Origin of the sequence: Flagellimonas hymeniacidonis, from assembly GCF_008040165.1 — a bacterium.
GTDB lineage: Bacteria > Bacteroidota > Bacteroidia > Flavobacteriales > Flavobacteriaceae > Flagellimonas > Flagellimonas hymeniacidonis.
The window spans coordinates 994,311-1,010,015 of sequence record NZ_VRUR01000001.1 but is presented as its reverse complement, the minus strand read 5'-3'; the positions used below and the strand labels follow the sequence as shown (position 1 = coordinate 1,010,015).

General features: G+C 38.4%; 15 protein-coding genes. 4 read left to right on the top strand and 11 right to left on the bottom strand.

Annotation, left to right across the window (positions count from 1 at the left end; genetic code table 11):
* Positions 1-244: 244 nt before the first annotated feature.
* Positions 245-760, top strand: a complete 516-nt coding sequence (locus FVB32_RS04515) for a GNAT family N-acetyltransferase (RefSeq protein ID WP_147741593.1) — start codon at positions 245-247, stop codon at positions 758-760.
* On the opposite strand, the gene FVB32_RS04510 is transcribed toward FVB32_RS04515, so the two are convergent.
* Positions 749-1,069 carry a hypothetical protein gene (locus FVB32_RS04510; protein ID WP_147741591.1) on the bottom strand — a complete coding sequence of 107 codons (321 nt, stop codon included), beginning with the start codon at positions 1,067-1,069 and terminating at the stop codon, positions 749-751. The genes FVB32_RS04515 and FVB32_RS04510 overlap by 12 nt on opposite strands.
* A gap of 133 nt (positions 1,070-1,202) precedes the next feature.
* On the opposite strand from FVB32_RS04510, the gene FVB32_RS04505 reads away from it, so the two are divergent.
* Positions 1,203-1,910, top strand: a complete 708-nt coding sequence (locus tag FVB32_RS04505; RefSeq protein WP_187269496.1) for an XRE family transcriptional regulator — start codon at positions 1,203-1,205, stop codon at positions 1,908-1,910.
* Between the two features lie 12 nt (positions 1,911-1,922).
* Here the strand turns inward: FVB32_RS04505 and FVB32_RS04500 are convergent, their stop codons facing one another.
* From FVB32_RS04500 to FVB32_RS04470, 7 genes are all read right to left on the bottom strand, one after another.
* Entirely contained in the window at positions 1,923-3,068 is a 1,146-nt protein-coding gene (locus tag FVB32_RS04500) for a methionine aminotransferase (RefSeq protein WP_317132197.1), read from the bottom strand.
* Positions 3,061-3,540: a very short patch repair endonuclease gene (locus FVB32_RS04495; RefSeq protein ID WP_147741586.1), complete on the bottom strand. Its 480-nt coding sequence runs from the start codon at positions 3,538-3,540 to the stop codon at positions 3,061-3,063. The genes FVB32_RS04500 and FVB32_RS04495 overlap by 8 nt, the downstream gene beginning before the upstream one ends.
* Positions 3,541-3,609: 69 nt before the next feature.
* The gene (locus FVB32_RS04490; RefSeq protein ID WP_147741584.1) at positions 3,610-4,356 is read right to left on the bottom strand and encodes a succinate dehydrogenase/fumarate reductase iron-sulfur subunit; all 747 of its coding nucleotides are present in this window, start codon (positions 4,354-4,356) and stop codon (positions 3,610-3,612) included.
* 5 nt (positions 4,357-4,361) lie between these two features.
* Positions 4,362-6,365 carry a fumarate reductase/succinate dehydrogenase flavoprotein subunit gene (locus tag FVB32_RS04485; protein ID WP_147741582.1) on the bottom strand — a complete coding sequence of 668 codons (2,004 nt, stop codon included), beginning with the start codon at positions 6,363-6,365 and terminating at the stop codon, positions 4,362-4,364.
* A gap of 2 nt (positions 6,366-6,367) precedes the next feature.
* Positions 6,368-7,036 carry a succinate dehydrogenase cytochrome b subunit gene (locus FVB32_RS04480; RefSeq protein WP_147741580.1) on the bottom strand — a complete coding sequence of 223 codons (669 nt, stop codon included), beginning with the start codon at positions 7,034-7,036 and terminating at the stop codon, positions 6,368-6,370.
* Between the two features lie 232 nt (positions 7,037-7,268).
* Positions 7,269-7,910 (bottom strand): collagen-like protein, encoded by a 642-nt coding sequence (locus FVB32_RS17940; RefSeq protein WP_147741578.1) that lies wholly within the window; start codon positions 7,908-7,910, stop codon positions 7,269-7,271.
* An 81-nt stretch (positions 7,911-7,991) separates the two neighbouring features.
* Entirely contained in the window at positions 7,992-9,569 is a 1,578-nt protein-coding gene (locus FVB32_RS04470) for a helix-turn-helix domain-containing protein (protein ID WP_187269495.1), read from the bottom strand.
* Positions 9,570-9,860: 291 nt separating this feature from the next.
* On the opposite strand from FVB32_RS04470, the gene FVB32_RS04465 reads away from it, so the two are divergent.
* The gene (locus tag FVB32_RS04465; RefSeq protein WP_147741574.1) at positions 9,861-10,751 is read left to right on the top strand and encodes a RimK family alpha-L-glutamate ligase; all 891 of its coding nucleotides are present in this window, start codon (positions 9,861-9,863) and stop codon (positions 10,749-10,751) included.
* Positions 10,729-11,688, top strand: coding sequence for a succinylglutamate desuccinylase/aspartoacylase family protein (locus FVB32_RS04460; protein WP_147741572.1), 960 nt, complete (start codon positions 10,729-10,731; stop codon positions 11,686-11,688). Before FVB32_RS04465 ends, FVB32_RS04460 begins: the two co-directional genes overlap by 23 nt.
* Before the next feature lie 4 nt (positions 11,689-11,692).
* Here the strand turns inward: FVB32_RS04460 and FVB32_RS04455 are convergent, their stop codons facing one another.
* The 3 genes from FVB32_RS04455 to FVB32_RS04445 form a co-directional block, all read right to left on the bottom strand.
* Complete coding sequence (locus tag FVB32_RS04455; protein ID WP_147741570.1) at positions 11,693-12,118, bottom strand: hypothetical protein; 426 nt, start codon at positions 12,116-12,118, stop codon at positions 11,693-11,695.
* A 247-nt stretch (positions 12,119-12,365) separates the two neighbouring features.
* Positions 12,366-12,755 (bottom strand): DUF2721 domain-containing protein, encoded by a 390-nt coding sequence (locus tag FVB32_RS04450; protein WP_147741568.1) that lies wholly within the window; start codon positions 12,753-12,755, stop codon positions 12,366-12,368.
* Positions 12,756-15,599 carry a beta propeller repeat protein gene (locus FVB32_RS04445; protein WP_147741566.1) on the bottom strand — a complete coding sequence of 948 codons (2,844 nt, stop codon included), beginning with the start codon at positions 15,597-15,599 and terminating at the stop codon, positions 12,756-12,758.
* Positions 15,600-15,705: the final 106 nt, after the last annotated feature.

Sequence of the window (15,705 nt, the reverse complement as noted above, 5' to 3'; positions counted from 1 at the left end):
TTGGTTTTATTGAATATTTTTCCCAAATTAACACCTTAAACAACAACAACATGGCACCCAAATTCAACCAAGCGTCTATGGACGAAAATCTTCAAGTTTACAGAAACGATTTCTTTACTGGATTTATGCTTTTGATTAAGAAGCTTTTTATGCTTTAGTATCCATTAAATCAGGAAAAATTTGAGAGTCAACATTTTGTTTGACTCTTTTTTTTTGCAGTATTTTTAAGGATTAAAAAACTGTAATGCATTTGACATTTCATCGTTGTACAAGTTCAGATTTGGAGCAATTAATAGCCATCTCACGAGAAACTTTTGAAGCTGCATTTAAAGAAGCAAATGATCCTACAGATTTTCAAAACTATATAGATTTTGCCTTCGATAGGGATAAACTCCTTTCCGAGTTGGAAAATGAAAAGTCAAAGTTCTATTTTGTAAAGGAGAAAGAAGAATTGGTGGGATATTTCAAAGTAAATGAAGGAGAGGTCCAAACAGATGTTAAAGATTTCGATTCCTTTGAACTGGAACGCATTTATGTAGTTGAGTCACATCAAGGCAGAAAAATTGGTGCGGCCATGCTGCAAAACGTATTGGAACTAGCCAAAAAGGAAGGTAAGCAGTATGTATGGCTTGGGGTGTGGGAAGAGAATACTGCAGCCATTCGGTTTTACCAAAGATTCGGCTTTAAAAAGTTCGATACGCACCCTTACTATATCGGAAAAGACAGGCAAACGGATTGGCTGATGCGATTAGACCTTTAAGAGGTCGTCCAAAAACAAGCTATCGCCCTCTGCTTGTAATTTATATGCAATAGCATTTTCAAAAGCAGCATGAATCAGCAGAGAAATGGCCTCTGCATTTGCTTTGGTAAGGCTATTGGTCCTATAAACCACATCCCGAATGGTGGAAAAACTAACATTGGTTCTCATTGCAATATCTGCATACTCCGTTTTTGAGGTATTTCTTCTAAGGATAACGGAAAGGTCTTCGCTTATTGGTTTGCCGTATTCATCTTTGTTAAAGACGTTCTCGCTGTTGATAGTGAGGTCAAAATGTTTAAGTGTACCCATAACTATGTTTTTGATTTATAGATCATGATGTAATTCAAATCTTTATATTTGATTGTAATTGAATTACAGAAATGGGGTTATTTTTTACGCAAACCTCTATATGCGTAATAATACTACACAATATAGTAATAATATGTACATTATTAAACAATTAAGGCGTAAAAAAAACTTAAGCCAATCCGATTTGGCCAAAGAAATTGGCGTTAGCCTACGTACCATACAGCTTTACGAAAGGAAAGATGCCAACATCCCTATTAAGAATTTGACCAAAATAGCCGACCTTTTTGATCTTAGCATAGCCGAACTATACCTGCACGAGCTAAACGAAATGGGAGAGCCCTATGGTAAAAGCAAGCCGTTCACTAAACATGGCAGTGTTTTTTACCCTTTTGAACACGGAAAGTATCTGGTAATGGCCCCACTTGTTTTAATGGAGCACCAAAAGGATTACATTGAAAGGGTTCTAGCGAAAGAATCAGAACGAAAAATGTTTCAGGTAGGTTTTGTGGTGGACAACTTGGAGGACGAAGCCCAAATAGCTTTTGAAATAGCAGGAGATTCCATGAACGATACTTCCATTGCATCCATACCTAACAAGGCAATTGTTTTGGGGCTTCAATGCGATAAAGAAGCATTTAAAAACCAGGATGCTTTAGATAGGAAAAGTGCCTATGTGCTTGTTTGCCGTGACCGGATTATCTGTAAGCAGATTACAAGCATAAATGCCAAAAAGAATATCCTCCTTTGTCAAAACCTAAACAAGTCACCAGAATACCAAGATTTTGAGCTTCCTTTGGAAGATGTGCTCCAGATTTTTAAAGTAATCAAAAAACAATTGTGAAGAACACCTGGATTATATGCGATTCAAAATCTCCGCAGCCTGATCAAGTACCTCATTGGTCTTTGCAAAACAAAAACGAATTTGACGGTTAGTAAAGCCATCTAAACTAAATGCAGACATGGGAATACTGGCCAACTTATACTCTTTAATTAATCTCTCAACAAATTCGGTGTCACTTTCATTGCTGATATTAGAATAATCCAAAACCTGAAAGTAGGTTCCAGAAGAGGGAATCATTTTAAAACGTGAACTGCGGATAGCATCTAAAAAGTAATCTCTTTTCTCTTGATAAAACTGCGCAAGATTAAGATAATGCTCTGGGTTTTTTAAATAGTTAGCCAAAGCTTCCTGGGTTGGATGGTTGGCAGAAAATACATTAAACTGATGCACTTTTCGAAATTCACCCATTAAGGCATTTGGAGCAACGCAATAACCAACCTTCCATCCGGTAACATGAAATGTTTTTCCAAAGGAAGAACAAATAATACTCCGACTGGCCAGTTCGGGATATTTAGCGGCACTCTCGTGCTTTTTGCCATCAAATATGATATGCTCATATACTTCATCACTCAATAAAATAATATTGGTTCCCTTAAGAATTTCTTGAAGCTGAACCATATCATTTTCAGACCAAATGGTACCTGTGGGGTTATGCGGAGTATTGGTAATGACCATTTTGGTATTGGGAGTGATGGCAGATTTAAACTTGTTCCAGTTGATGCTGTAATCAAGCCCTTCTAATTCAACTGGAACTGTTTTCCCACCAAAAAGTTCAATGGCAGGCTCGTAACAATCAAAAGAAGGTTTTATCACAACTACCTCATCACCCGGTCTTATAAATGTAGATATAGCAGTAAAAATAGCTTGGGTTGCCCCAGCAGTAATCGTTATTTCACTTTCAGGATGATATGTGTTCCCATATAAAGTGGCTATTTTTTCAGAAATAATCTTACGTAAAGAAAAGGAACCTTGCATTGGGGCATATTGGTTATATCCTTCTTTTAAAGCATCGGTCACCAATTGCAAAAGTTTTGGGTCTGTATCAAAATTTGGAAACCCTTGGGATAGGTTTACTGCGTCATATTCATTGGCCAACTTCCCAATAACGGTAAATATGGTGGTGCCTACATTAGGTAGTTTTGAATGTATTTCAATCATTTGAATGCATGTTTTGTAGCGATGCAATTACTGTTTTAAGACATGCATCAAGATTCTTTTTAACATCAGTTTCCCAAAACCGAAAAATAGTATAGCCTAGATTTTCCAAAGCAGCATTTACTTCAGCATCCCGTTGTATGTTCCGTTCAATTTTGGGAATCCAAAATTCTCGGTTGGTCTTTATTTTTTGTTTACGGGTCTCCCAATTGTGTCCGTGCCAAAACTCCCCATCTATAAAAATGACCGTCTTGTATTTGTTCAACACGATATCTGGCTTGCCAATCAATTTTTTATAATCGACTCGATACCGATACCCGGCGGCCCACAATGCTTTTCTAAAAGCCAATTCTGGCTTGGTATTTTTCCCCCGAATCTTGCCCATAATTTTGGAGCGCTTCGGAGTGGTATAAAATCCAGACTCCTCATTAAACCGAGGTACCTTGATGCGCTCTTCTGAATACTTTTTGGGCATAGGTTAAGATACTAAAAAACCCAAACTCCTTAAGGAGTTTGGGTTTTACTATTTTATGTGCCGTAACTATCAGCCTTTTAAACTCGCTGAAAAGTATTCACGGTTCATGCGGGCAATATTCTCCAATGAAATCCCTTTAGGACATTCAATTTCACAAGCTCCAGTATTGGTACAGTTTCCAAAACCTTCTAAATCCATTTGCCTTACCATGTTTTGAACACGATCAGCGGCTTCAACCTGACCTTGTGGTAATAATGCAAACTGAGAAACTTTTGCAGAGGTGAACAACATGGCACTTGCATTTTTACAAGCGGCTACGCAAGCTCCACAACCAATACAAGTTGCGGCATCCATTGCTGTATCCGCTATATGTTTTTCAATGGGGATTGCGTTGGCATCCACCGGTCTTCCAGAAGTATTTACCGAAATATAACCTCCCGCTTGTTGAATTCTATCAAAAGCAGTGCGGTCAACAATAAGGTCTTTGATAACGGGAAATGCCTTTGCCCTCCATGGTTCAATTACAATTTCATCACCATCATTAAAGCTGCGCATATGTAATTGGCATACCGTAATCATGGTATCTGGACCATGAGGTCTGCCGTTTATTTGCAATGAACACGTACCGCAAATACCTTCGCGGCAATCATGATCAAATTCAATGGGTTCTTCTCCTTTGGAAATCAACTCTTCATTTAAAATGTCCAGCATTTCTAAAAAAGACATATCACTTTCCACACCGTCCAAGGTATAATCCACCATTTGACCCTTAGCAGAAGCATCTTTTTGTCTCCAAATCTTTAAGTATAATTTCATAGCTTTTATTTGTAAGAACGTGTTTTTAGTTTGATGTTTTCATAAACCAAATCTTCTTTGTGGAGTTTTGCTGCGCTTGGCTCTCCTTTGTATTCCCAAGCAGAAACAAATTTGAAGTTTTCGTCATCCCGCAATGCTTCTCCTTCTGGCGTTTGATATTCTTCCCTAAAGTGTCCGCCACAAGATTCCTTACGTTCCAAAGCATCTTTTGCAAAAAGTTCTCCTAGCTCCAAGAAGTCAGCAACCCTTCCAGCTTTTTCAAGTTCTTGATTTTTGCTATCTGGACTCCCCGGAATTTTTACATTTTCCCAGAAGTCTTTTCGTAACTCGGCAATCTCTTTTATTGCTTCTTTCAAATCTTTTTCATTACGGGACATTCCGCATTTATTCCACATGATTTTCCCCAATTTCTTGTGGTAATAATCCACAGAATGGATTCCCGTGCCAGACATAAGCTTTTCCATACGATCCCTTACATCTTTTTCAGCAGCGTCAAACTCTGGAGAATCTGTAGGGATGGCTCCTGTTCTAATATCATCGGATAAATAATCTCCAATGGTATATGGCAACACAAAGTAACCATCTGCCAAGCCCTGCATTAAAGCAGAAGCACCTAAACGGTTGGCGCCATGATCACTAAAATTGGCCTCACCGGCAGCATAGCAACCCGGAATTGTAGTTTGAAGGTTATAGTCTACCCAAAGCCCACCCATGGTATAGTGTACCGCTGGATAAATCATCATAGGGGTTTTGTACGGGTTAGCATCCACTATTTTCTCATACATCTGAAAAAGGTTACCATACTTTGCTTCAACGATTTTCTCCCCTAACTCTCGAATCGTATTGTTATCTGGGTCTTTCATCCCCGAAGTCAAAGCTTTCTCTTTTCCATAACGCATAATTGCCGAAGCAAAATCAAGGAAAACAGCCTCTCCGGTTTTGTTTACACCAAAGCCAGCATCACATCGCTCTTTTGCTGCTCTTGATGCGACATCTCTTGGTACTAAATTTCCAAAAGCAGGATAACGTCTTTCCAGATAATAATCTCGTTCTTCTTCGCTTAATTGAATAGGTTTTAATTTACCTTCCCTAATCGCTATAGCATCTTCTTTTCTTTTAGGCACCCAGATACGACCATCATTTCTCAGAGATTCTGACATTAATGTTAGTTTGGATTGATGATCTCCTGAAACTGGAATGCATGTTGGGTGAATTTGGGTAAAACATGGATTGGCAAAGAAAGCACCTCTTCGGTGTGCCCGCCAAGCTGCCATTACATTGGCACCCATAGCATAGGTAGAGAGGAAGAATAGATTTCCGTAACCCCCTGTTGCTAAAACCACGGCATGAGCCGAATGTCTTTCAATTTCTCCTGTGACCAAGTTTCTTGCAATGATTCCTCGTGCTTTCCCATCAACCAAAACTAAATCCAACATCTCATGACGTGTATAGGATTTTATTTTACCTCTTTGAATTTGTCTGTTCATAGCGCCGTAGGCACCCAAAAGCAATTGTTGTCCTGTCTGGCCTTTGGCATAAAAAGTTCTTGAGACCAAAACGCCCCCAAAAGAACGGTTGTCCAAAAGACCGCCATATTCGCGGGCAAAAGGAACCCCTTGTGCAACACATTGGTCAATAATATTGGAAGAAACCTCAGCCAAACGATACACATTGGACTCACGGGAACGATAATCCCCTCCCTTTACGGTATCATAAAACAAACGGTAGACACTATCTCCATCACCTTGATAATTTTTAGCTGCATTAACCCCACCTTGTGCTGCAATGGAATGCGCTCTTCTTGGTGAATCTTGATAACAAAAGGTTTTTACATTATAACCCAACTCTGCTAAAGTGGCTGCCGCAGAACCTCCTGCCAGACCTGTTCCAACAATGATAATATCAATATTACGTTTGTTTGCAGGGTTAACAAGGTCAATTTCATTTTTATGTTTGGTCCATTTATCGGCCAAAGGCCCAGATGGAATTTTAGAATCCAATACTCCCATAATTAATGTGTTATTGGGTTAAGGTGGTGATATAGAGCAATGAATGCATAGCCCAGTGGAATGACCACAGAAAATAATTTAGTAAATATCTTTATGCCTGCAGAATATTTATTATTTACACCCATGCTTTGAAAGGAGGATGAAAAGCCATGCCATAAATGCAAGCTAAGCAGAACAAAAGAAATCATATAGATGATGGTTCTCCAGAATGGAGCAAACTTTTCTACAGTTTCTTCATGGTAGCGAGAAGGGTCTTCTGGTAAAAACTCAACATACTTATAGGTCATTTCATGAACCCAAAAATCATAAAAATGCAGGCCTAAAAATGCAAGGATTACTAATCCTGAATAAATCATGTTTCTTGAGACCCATGGTGCATTAGCACTTCCTTTATATTTTACATAACTGATTCCTCTGGCCTTTTTGTTTTGAATCTCCAAAATGAAGCCCATAACGAAATGGATAATTACCCCTGCAATAAGTATGGGTTGCAAAATGAATTGAACCAATGGGTTATATCCCATAAAATGGGACCAAGAGTTAAAAGTTTCAGGATCTATGACCGAGGTGATATTGATGACAAAGTGTTGTGTTAGAAAAACAACCAAAAAAAGACCCGAAAGTGCCATCACTACTTTACGGGCTATCGAAGATTTTATCAATCCACTCATTAGTGCTGGTTTTACCTACAAATTTACGGCACAGGAGAGTTATTAACAAGCTTTGAATATTTTAAAGGGTGCTATTTAGAATCAATATAAGATGAAATGGATTTTGTTGAATATGTTGACACCATTATTGGGTAAATGAAACATAATATCTAAACAAAAAAAGCCCCAAGATAGGGGCTTTTAGCTTTAGGTTTCGATGAGGGATTTTTACTTTTCTTCTGGAACTTTCAGTTTATTCTTGAATATTAAAATACTGTATTACTTCTTGATAAGACATTTTAGTGTAATCTATTGTACTTCCTTTGATGCTAATACCACCTCCGGGGCCATTGGCTGGATTTTCGCCAGGGATAATAATAAATCTATAGTCTTCAAAAAATGGTATACCAATAGATAATCCTTCAGTAGATGCAATGGTAATACGCAAAACACCAACATCTTCTATTCTATAGTTGTATTGGTTTGAATTGGTAATAAAAGGCAAAGGGAATACGTCTGGTGTGCCAATAACATTAGTATTCCTACCATATACTAAAATTGCTGCTCCATCAATGTTTTCTTGAGTTAGTTCCTCTACATCAATATCAAAGCCCGCACCTACAGCGACAATATTGGCAGGAAATTCTGAATCTATCCAATCTGAAAAAATTACATTGGCAGTTCCTGGCTCGCCTTGCTCGCCCTGTTCTCCGTTGGCACCGTCAGCACCATTTTCACCGTCAGCTCCATCAGCTCCCGCTGGTCCTTGTTCTCCTTGAGGCCCGGCAGGCCCAGCAGGACCGGTAGCGCCATCTTCTGCTGAACAGGATATAAATAGCAATGACCCAAAGAGCATACTAAAAAATAAATGAAAGAATTTTGTTCTTGTCTGCATAACTTTATGAGGTTTAAATTTGTTAGCAAACCTAGGCCCGATGTAAATTTTAGAAGTCCAGTTTCTTTCAATTTTAAAGAATCAGGACAAAACAAGATGCATGTTTCTGTACTCGGAGGGTGTTATTCCTGTATATTTTTTAAATGCGGTGTAGAATGCAGATTTGGAATTGAAACCTGCCTCCAGGCCTATGGCTAAAATGGTGTAATTGGAAAAACTAGGACCAGTAAGCATTTCTTTTGCCTCATTTAAACGGTAAACATTGATAAAATCCGAGAAATTTGAACCACTTATTTTATTGATGATTTGTGATAAGTAGCCGCCACTAATATTTAAATACTCACTAACAATTAGAAGATTTAAATAAGGGTTTAGATAAGGTTTTTCTTTTTCAAACCATTTTAGGAGTTCTTTGTAGTAAGCGTTGTCATCTGTGAGTTCAAAAAGTGACTGTTTGTTCAGTTGAGCCAACTTTGTTGCGGTAAGCTTTGCAATTAATTGAAAGAGCAAAACATGTTTTTCATTAAAAAAGTCTTTGTTGGAATTCTCAGAATCTAGCACACCTATAAGTTGATCCTCAAATACAATAGGTACGGTCAACTCAGAATTTCTTTTATCATCATCTATGATATAACGCCGATCATTTTCTAAATTATTGACCAGCTCCCATTTTCTAGTTTGTGCAACTATACCCACAATCCCTTTTCCCAAAGGAATTTCAATTGGGCTCAAGACTTTTTTGTCCCCATTGTCCTTGCTTCCATAGGCAGCCTTTTGCTGCAGCACATTTTTGGTATCATTCCAGATGTAGATTACACAGTCTTCCAGCCCCAGTTGTGCAATGCAATTTTTGGTGATGTCCCAAATAACCCCATCTTGATTTTTTTTATCGAACAACGATGTGGCAAAATAGCTTAGGATTTCTGTAACATGATGTTGACTTTCATGAATAGAAAGAAGCTCATTGCTGCTAAAAATATTTCGCAAAGCAGAGATTTGAAAATTTTCATTCATGAACTTAAGCTTATTTTTCTGAATCAACTTTCTGTTGTCAACCTCCTTTAAATGTGTGACACCCAAAAAGTAAAAACAGTAATAGAATCCAATAAAAAGCAACCACAACGGATAATAAGGCGCATGGCCAGACCAAGAATCTATTGCTTTAATACCTAGAATGACCAATACCCATAGGATGGATAAAAAAACCATAGAGAGATACATCTTTTTTAACCACTTTGTCTTTTTTACAACTACTTGGTAGGGTAGGCTTCCAATACTTTTTTCGTAGTTTTTTATAAGGTTATAGTTCCAAAGAGCTGCCAATAAAGAAAGTACAACGGCACTGTTCTCATCCCATTCTGCTCCAATTTTGGCAGCGGTTTTCATTGAAAGAAGTGAGTACTCCAATACTACATTCACCTTTAAAAAGGCGTAGAGGGCAAAAAAGATGATGAAAGGAATTAAAAAATATCCTCGATATTTTTTGAATACTTCGGTACGCTCTATGTAGGCATAGGCGAATGCAGTAAATAGTACAGGACATAAAAACTGATAAGGCATATAAAAAAGCAAGAGCAGTGGATACGCTTTCGTAATTCCAATATCAATTAAAATAACCTGAACGATTACAAGATTGGAGAGTAGAATGAGCCAATACATGTACAGGGAAACTTTGCTGTTTTTGTGAGCCAGAATTTTAAATAGGCAAAGAAAAATTATCGGGAGTGAGCATATTAAAACAGTAAGATTGAGAGGATTCCAGTTCATTTGCAACAGTAAGCATAGGTTGAACATTAAAATTAATTTTCAAAAGCGCCCGAGAAAGATTTATCTTTTGGGTGGTATAGAAAAGTGTATGAATGGTCTTTAAATAATTTTATAATAAGTGCGAAGGCTTATTTTTTTAACCGATATTGAAACTGAGTTTTAAAAACCAACTAAACCAAAATTGTGGACATTGCCATCTTATCTGTTAGCCTTAACGTGCATTCTACCAAAAGAATAGTAGAAGAAGCGCAAAAAGCAGGACATTATGTTGAGCTGATTGACCACACAAAATGCTCCGTAAAATTGGGAGATGGAAAACCCCAAATTTATTTGGACGATGAAAACGTGACTGATGAATTTGATGCAATCATTCCAAGAATAGGGGCCAAAGTAACCAGACACGGAGCGGCTATTGTAAAGCAGTTTGAGATGAATAACATTTTTAGTACTGCCCGTTCATTGGGGATTACAAGAGCTAGAAATAAAGTTCGTACCCTTCAGATCATGGCTAGGAAGGGGATTCCCATTCCAGAGACTCTTTTTTCCATAAATCCCAATAATATTGGTGAGCAAATTGAACTATTGGGAGGACCGCCAGTAATCATCAAATTACAGGAGGGCACCCATGGAAGTGGGGTTATTTTGGCAGAAAGCAAGAAATCGGCCAAGTCTATAATAGACACCTTTTATAAAATGGATACCAGTATACTGCTTCAAAAATACATAGAGGAGGCCAATGGAGAGGACATTCGGATTATAGTAGTCGGCAACAAAGTTGTTGCTAGCATGAAACGCATCAGTGATTTGGACGATTTTAGATCTAATGTACACCGCGGTGCTGAGACCCAAGCGATAAAGCCTACAGCGAAAGAGCAATTTATTGCTTTAAATGCCACAAAACATTTGGGTTTAGGGGTCGCAGGCGTGGATCTTATGCGCTCTAAAAAAGGTCCGGTTTTAATAGAAGTAAATGCATCTCCGGGGCTTCAGGGTATTGAGGGAGCAACAGGTGTAAACGTTGCCAAGCATATTATTCAATTTGTAGAACGAAATGGGGGTAGACGAAGAAAATAAAACCATTACCATTAATAATGATACGATTATGCCGGGCCAAAACAAACTCGTCCATATTAATATTGCTAGACTACCAACGGGCACTTTAATAGATATTCCAGTACACGTATTTAATGGGAAAAAGCCAGGGCCAACGGTTTTGGTGCAAGCTGGTTTGCATGGTGATGAAATTAACGGCGTGGAAACCTTAAGACGTATGTTACAAGAAAGTGGTTTTGCCATTAAAAAGGGAGCAGTAATAGCGGTACCGATTTTAAATATTTTTGGGTTTATTCATTTTTCAAGAGATGTACCTGATGGCAAGGATGTTAACCGAAGCTTTCCTGGGAGCCGAATAGGTTCGCTTGCCAGTAGGATTGCACATGCATATACATCGGAAATTTTACCTCAGGTGGATTTTGGCATCGATTTACATACTGGTGGTGGCCAACGCCATAATTATCCCCAGGTTAGATACTCTGCAGATGATATTAAAAGTAAAAAGTTGGCAGAAGCTTTTAATGCGCCTTTTTATTTTCCCTCTAGACTGATTGCCGGATCGTTTAGAAAAACAACACTTAAAATGGGAATACCCACGGTGGTTTATGAAGCAGGAGAGAGCATGCGTTTTGATGAACTAGCTATTGAAAATGGGATTCAGGGAGTGCAAAATGTGCTCTGTGAACTAGGAATGTTGCCTAAGAAAATAATGAATAAATCCAAATCATCTATCCATTTGGAATATACCAAATGGATCCGTGCATCAAAAGCAGGGATGTTTATTCCTGAAGTAAAAAATGGCAATCAGGTTATAAAAAATCAAATACTGGGACTGATTACAGATACAGATGCCAAAAAAATAAAAAAAATAAAAGCCCCTTTTAGTGGACATGTGTTTTGCATAAACCACCAAGCAGTGGTAAATCAGGGAGACGCCCTGTTCCATTTAGGAAGATAGGGTACTACGCAGGTTCTTTTTCAGCTTCAATTTTAGATAAACTCCATTTAACTGCTGTCTCTAGATCTGAAAATTGACGGATACTGTTTCTAAAGAACATTTTTTCCAAAATAATACTCGAAAGCCCCATTTTGTTATAGGCAACCACAGAATAGAACTCAAGTTCATGCCTATTTGTGTAGAACTTTATCCAATCAGCAGGAACTACGGAATACTGGTTGACTCTATTGGAAATATAGGCGATTCGTCTCTCACGACCAAGAATTTCATAAGCGATATCGATTACTTTTTTTGCCATGGTCCAATTAAAAATTACACCTTCATTAATTTCGGAGATGACCAAACCATCAAAAAAGTAAAAAACGCCAAATTCACATTCCCGGATTTCCCTAATGTTCTTGAAAAATTCTATTTCCCTTACACGCTTCATAATCTTGTCCTATAGATCAGCATAAACCCACATTGAGGACTGTGGAAGAGTAAAAATAAGAATTCTTAGGTTTTAATCCTGCATATAATCACTGTCATAGCCTGTTTTTGATGTTAATTTAATCTATATGACAGAGTTTTTATCTTTTAAATGTAATCCGTGTATGACATATAAGAATTCATAGCTAAATTTCACTTTTATACCACCCATCACTTTGAAGGTTCTTTTTTCCTTTTTTAAGATGTGTTCACTCTTCCATTTTATTCAATTGAATACCGAGTGCCTTTGTGGATAACTGAACCTCAAGTAGTGATAAAAGCAACGAGAAGATTAGCGCTACAAGGCTTATCCCAAAAAAGACATTGGCCCAAACTACTAGTTCAACATAGATTAAAAACATGGTGATCACCGCCAACAAAAAACTAATGATGGCCATGGCTTGCATATTTTTAATGATGCCAAGCCTTTTACGTAATTGGGTAATCTGTCTTTTTACAGGTTGGGTGGCATCTTCCAAATACTGTTTGTGCAATTGGCGTATTAGAGCGGCAATGGCCAAATACCGGGCATTATAGGCCAGCATGGTTAAAGAGATAGCCGGGAACAGTAGCGCAGGAATACTTAATGATAATTGCATTTACTCAATCTTAAATTCAATTTTTTCCACCTGCCCATTCCCAGAAATTTCAACAGTGTAGTTTCCTTTTGGAAGATAGGTTTTTCCATTTTTTGCCTCTGTCAACTTCATTTTGTTTTTCTTTAGAAAATTGCTTTTTCCTTTTTTGGAGAAGGCAAGATCATAAGAAAGGACATTCAATCCTTTGCTTGCTTCTATAGAAGTAGCACTTACTACTGTACCATTTGAGGTAAGTATTTTTGCACTACATGTGCCAGGGGTGGCGCTGTAAAAATTCACATCCAATCCTGGGGTTTCAGGTTTTGTCCATGAGCTCCAGGAATTACCCCAACCTTCGGAATGTTTTATGTTTTCAACGTTAAAAATCACTAAATCTTTGGAGAGCACATCCGTATTTATTTGCTGCAATGCCCCAATATCTGCCTTGTAGATACTACGCCCGTGGGTGCCAATGAGCAAATGTTTTGCTTCTCTCTGAATAACAAGATCGTGAACGGCTACATTGGGCATTCCATTTTGAAACAATTCCCAAGAATCCCCGCGATTAAAGCTGGCATAAAGGCCATTATCTGTTCCTACAAACAAAAGGTTTTCATTTTCAGGATCTTCCACCAATGCATTTACAGGCGAGACCGGAATATTACCAGAAATATTTTTCCAATTTTTCCCATAGTCGTCACTTACATAAACGTAGGGGGTAAAGTCGTCCCAGCGATATCCGTTTAGTGTGGCGTACACGCGTTCTTTTTTATGCTTGGAAGCAGCAACTTCACTCACCCATAAATTCTTAGGAAACGAAGACGATATATTTTCCCAATTACCTCCGCCATTTTTGGAAACCTGTACTAAACCATCATCGCTTCCGGTATAAATTAATCCAAATTTAAATGGTGATTCTGAAATTGTGGTTATGGTTCCGTAAGCTACATTTCCTTTTTTACCTCCTTGGGTCAAATCTCCGGAGATGACCTCCCAATGATCACCTTGATTTAAAGAACGGTGCAGTTTGTTGCCTCCCAAATAAAGAATGTCCTGATTGTGTGATGATAATAGAATCGGTGTTTGCCAATTAAAGCGATACGGAGATTCCCCAAGTTCATGTTTGGGTTGAATGTATTTTTGTTTTCCAGTGGCCAAATCCAATCGGAAGTAGTTGCCAAACTGATAGCCGGTATAGACAATATTGGAATTCCGATTGTCTATTTGTACTTGCATACCATCCCCACCCATGATCATCTCCCACGGATTTTTTCCAGATTGATGCCAATGGCTATCTTGTTTGTTATTATGGGCTCCTTTCCAAACCCCATTATCTTGCAGACCACCATATACATTATAAGGCTTTTCATTGTCCACATTGATTGCATAAAATTGGGCAACGGTTGGAGAATTGTTCTTCATCCAGTTTTCGCCATCGTCATAGGTAATATTTAAACCACCATCATTTCCGTTGATGAGGTGCCCAGATCGTTTTGGATTTACCCAAAGTGCATGATGATCGGCATGTACGTTTTCTTTATTGATGGAAGTGAAGGTGTTTCCACCATCCTCAGATTTGATCAACGGTACTCCGGCCAAATAAATTCGATTCTTATTGCTGGGGTCAACCCTTATTTGCGCAAAGTAATATCCGTAGCTATAGAATAAATCATCTAAATGTTTGCCGTTCATTTTTTTCCAGGTTGCACCGGCATCATCACTCCGGTAGACCTCGGCACCGATTACAGGGGTATCAAATAATAATGAATTGGCATTCTCTAAGTACTTGGCTAAATCTACAGGTTGCACAGTACCACTACGTACCATTTGTTTTACATTCGCAGCCCTATACTTTTCTTGAAACCCATTGGTCTTTAAATAGTCGTTCAGCTTTTTATCTTCTAGTGCCAAAAATGAATCTTTGCTCATTGCTTTAAAATCATTCTTACTAAGCCCCTCTTTTTTTTCATCAGCCTTTTTATCTCGTCTAAATTGGCTGTCATGAACAGCATAAACTGTATTATCATCAAAAACGGCCAATCCAATACGCCCAACACCTTCGCCAGTAGGGAATCCGCTATTGGGTGTTGTCACCAAAGACCAACTGCTTCCGCCATCAATACTTTTATAGATTCCTGAAGAAGTGCCATTACCTTTAAAATCCCAAGCTTTGCGGTCTTTTGCCCAAGCTGCGGCATACTGAATATTGAAATTGTTCGGAGCACTTGCTATATCAATAATTCCAGTCGCGTCATTTACGAACAAGGTTTTTTGCCAAGATTTTCCGCCATCTGTAGTTTTAAAGACCCCTCTTTCTTCGTTGGAAGAATACAGGTGACCCGTTGCTCCCACGACCACTTCGTTAGGGTTATTGGGATTGATTAAAATACGACCAATATGATGTGAATCATGCAAGCCCATATTTTGCCATGTCTTTCCTTTATCCGCGGATTTTAGAATTCCGATTCCAGCATATGAAGACCTTGAAGCGTTATTTTCGCCAGTGCCCACCCAAAGGGTGCCATTTGACCAGTCCACAGCAATGTCTCCCACATTTTGTGTGTCTGAGTTGTCAAGTACTGGAGTAAATGAGATTCCATTTGTAGTGGTATGCCATAAACCGCCAGAGGCATAGGCCACATAAAACTCAGTTGGGTTGTTTGGGTTTACATCCAAATCCACAACACGGCCACTCATTACAGAAGGGCCAATGTTTTTTAAAGGGATGTTTTTAACCAATGAGGCCTCTGCCATTTGAGCTTTTTGCGTAAGACTATGAAGCACTTGATCTTTTGAAGTAGGGGATTGTTGTGCTAGGCTGAATTGGAATACTAAAACCAAGCAAGGAAGTAGAATTTTATTCATTAAGAGACTTTTTTAATTCTTTTGATCAAGGTATGAATTAGAAACTATTGGGGCAAACTGCTGATACTGCAACTTCACCTTGATTATATTAACAAAATCAAATTTT

What these genes read in the sequence shown, in the direction of transcription:
- FVB32_RS04515 (WP_147741593.1), top strand. Translation starts at nt 245, where the DNA reads ATGCATTTGACATTTCATCGTTGTACAAGTTCAGATTTGGAGCAATTA.
- FVB32_RS04510 (WP_147741591.1), bottom strand. Translation starts at nt 1,069, where the DNA reads ATGGGTACACTTAAACATTTTGACCTCACTATCAACAGCGAGAACGTC.
- FVB32_RS04505 (WP_187269496.1), top strand. Translation starts at nt 1,203, where the DNA reads ATGTACATTATTAAACAATTAAGGCGTAAAAAAAACTTAAGCCAATCC.
- FVB32_RS04500 (WP_317132197.1), bottom strand. Translation starts at nt 3,068, where the DNA reads ATGATTGAAATACATTCAAAACTACCTAATGTAGGCACCACCATATTT.
- FVB32_RS04495 (WP_147741586.1), bottom strand. Translation starts at nt 3,540, where the DNA reads ATGCCCAAAAAGTATTCAGAAGAGCGCATCAAGGTACCTCGGTTTAAT.
- FVB32_RS04490 (WP_147741584.1), bottom strand. Translation starts at nt 4,356, where the DNA reads ATGAAATTATACTTAAAGATTTGGAGACAAAAAGATGCTTCTGCTAAG.
- FVB32_RS04485 (WP_147741582.1), bottom strand. Translation starts at nt 6,365, where the DNA reads ATGGGAGTATTGGATTCTAAAATTCCATCTGGGCCTTTGGCCGATAAA.
- FVB32_RS04480 (WP_147741580.1), bottom strand. Translation starts at nt 7,036, where the DNA reads ATGAGTGGATTGATAAAATCTTCGATAGCCCGTAAAGTAGTGATGGCA.
- FVB32_RS17940 (WP_147741578.1), bottom strand. Translation starts at nt 7,910, where the DNA reads ATGCAGACAAGAACAAAATTCTTTCATTTATTTTTTAGTATGCTCTTT.
- FVB32_RS04470 (WP_187269495.1), bottom strand. Translation starts at nt 9,569, where the DNA reads ATGTATTGGCTCATTCTACTCTCCAATCTTGTAATCGTTCAGGTTATT.
- FVB32_RS04460 (WP_147741572.1), top strand. Translation starts at nt 10,729, where the DNA reads ATGGGGGTAGACGAAGAAAATAAAACCATTACCATTAATAATGATACG.
- FVB32_RS04455 (WP_147741570.1), bottom strand. Translation starts at nt 12,118, where the DNA reads ATGAAGCGTGTAAGGGAAATAGAATTTTTCAAGAACATTAGGGAAATC.
- FVB32_RS04450 (WP_147741568.1), bottom strand. Translation starts at nt 12,755, where the DNA reads ATGCAATTATCATTAAGTATTCCTGCGCTACTGTTCCCGGCTATCTCT.
- FVB32_RS04445 (WP_147741566.1), bottom strand. Translation starts at nt 15,599, where the DNA reads ATGAATAAAATTCTACTTCCTTGCTTGGTTTTAGTATTCCAATTCAGC.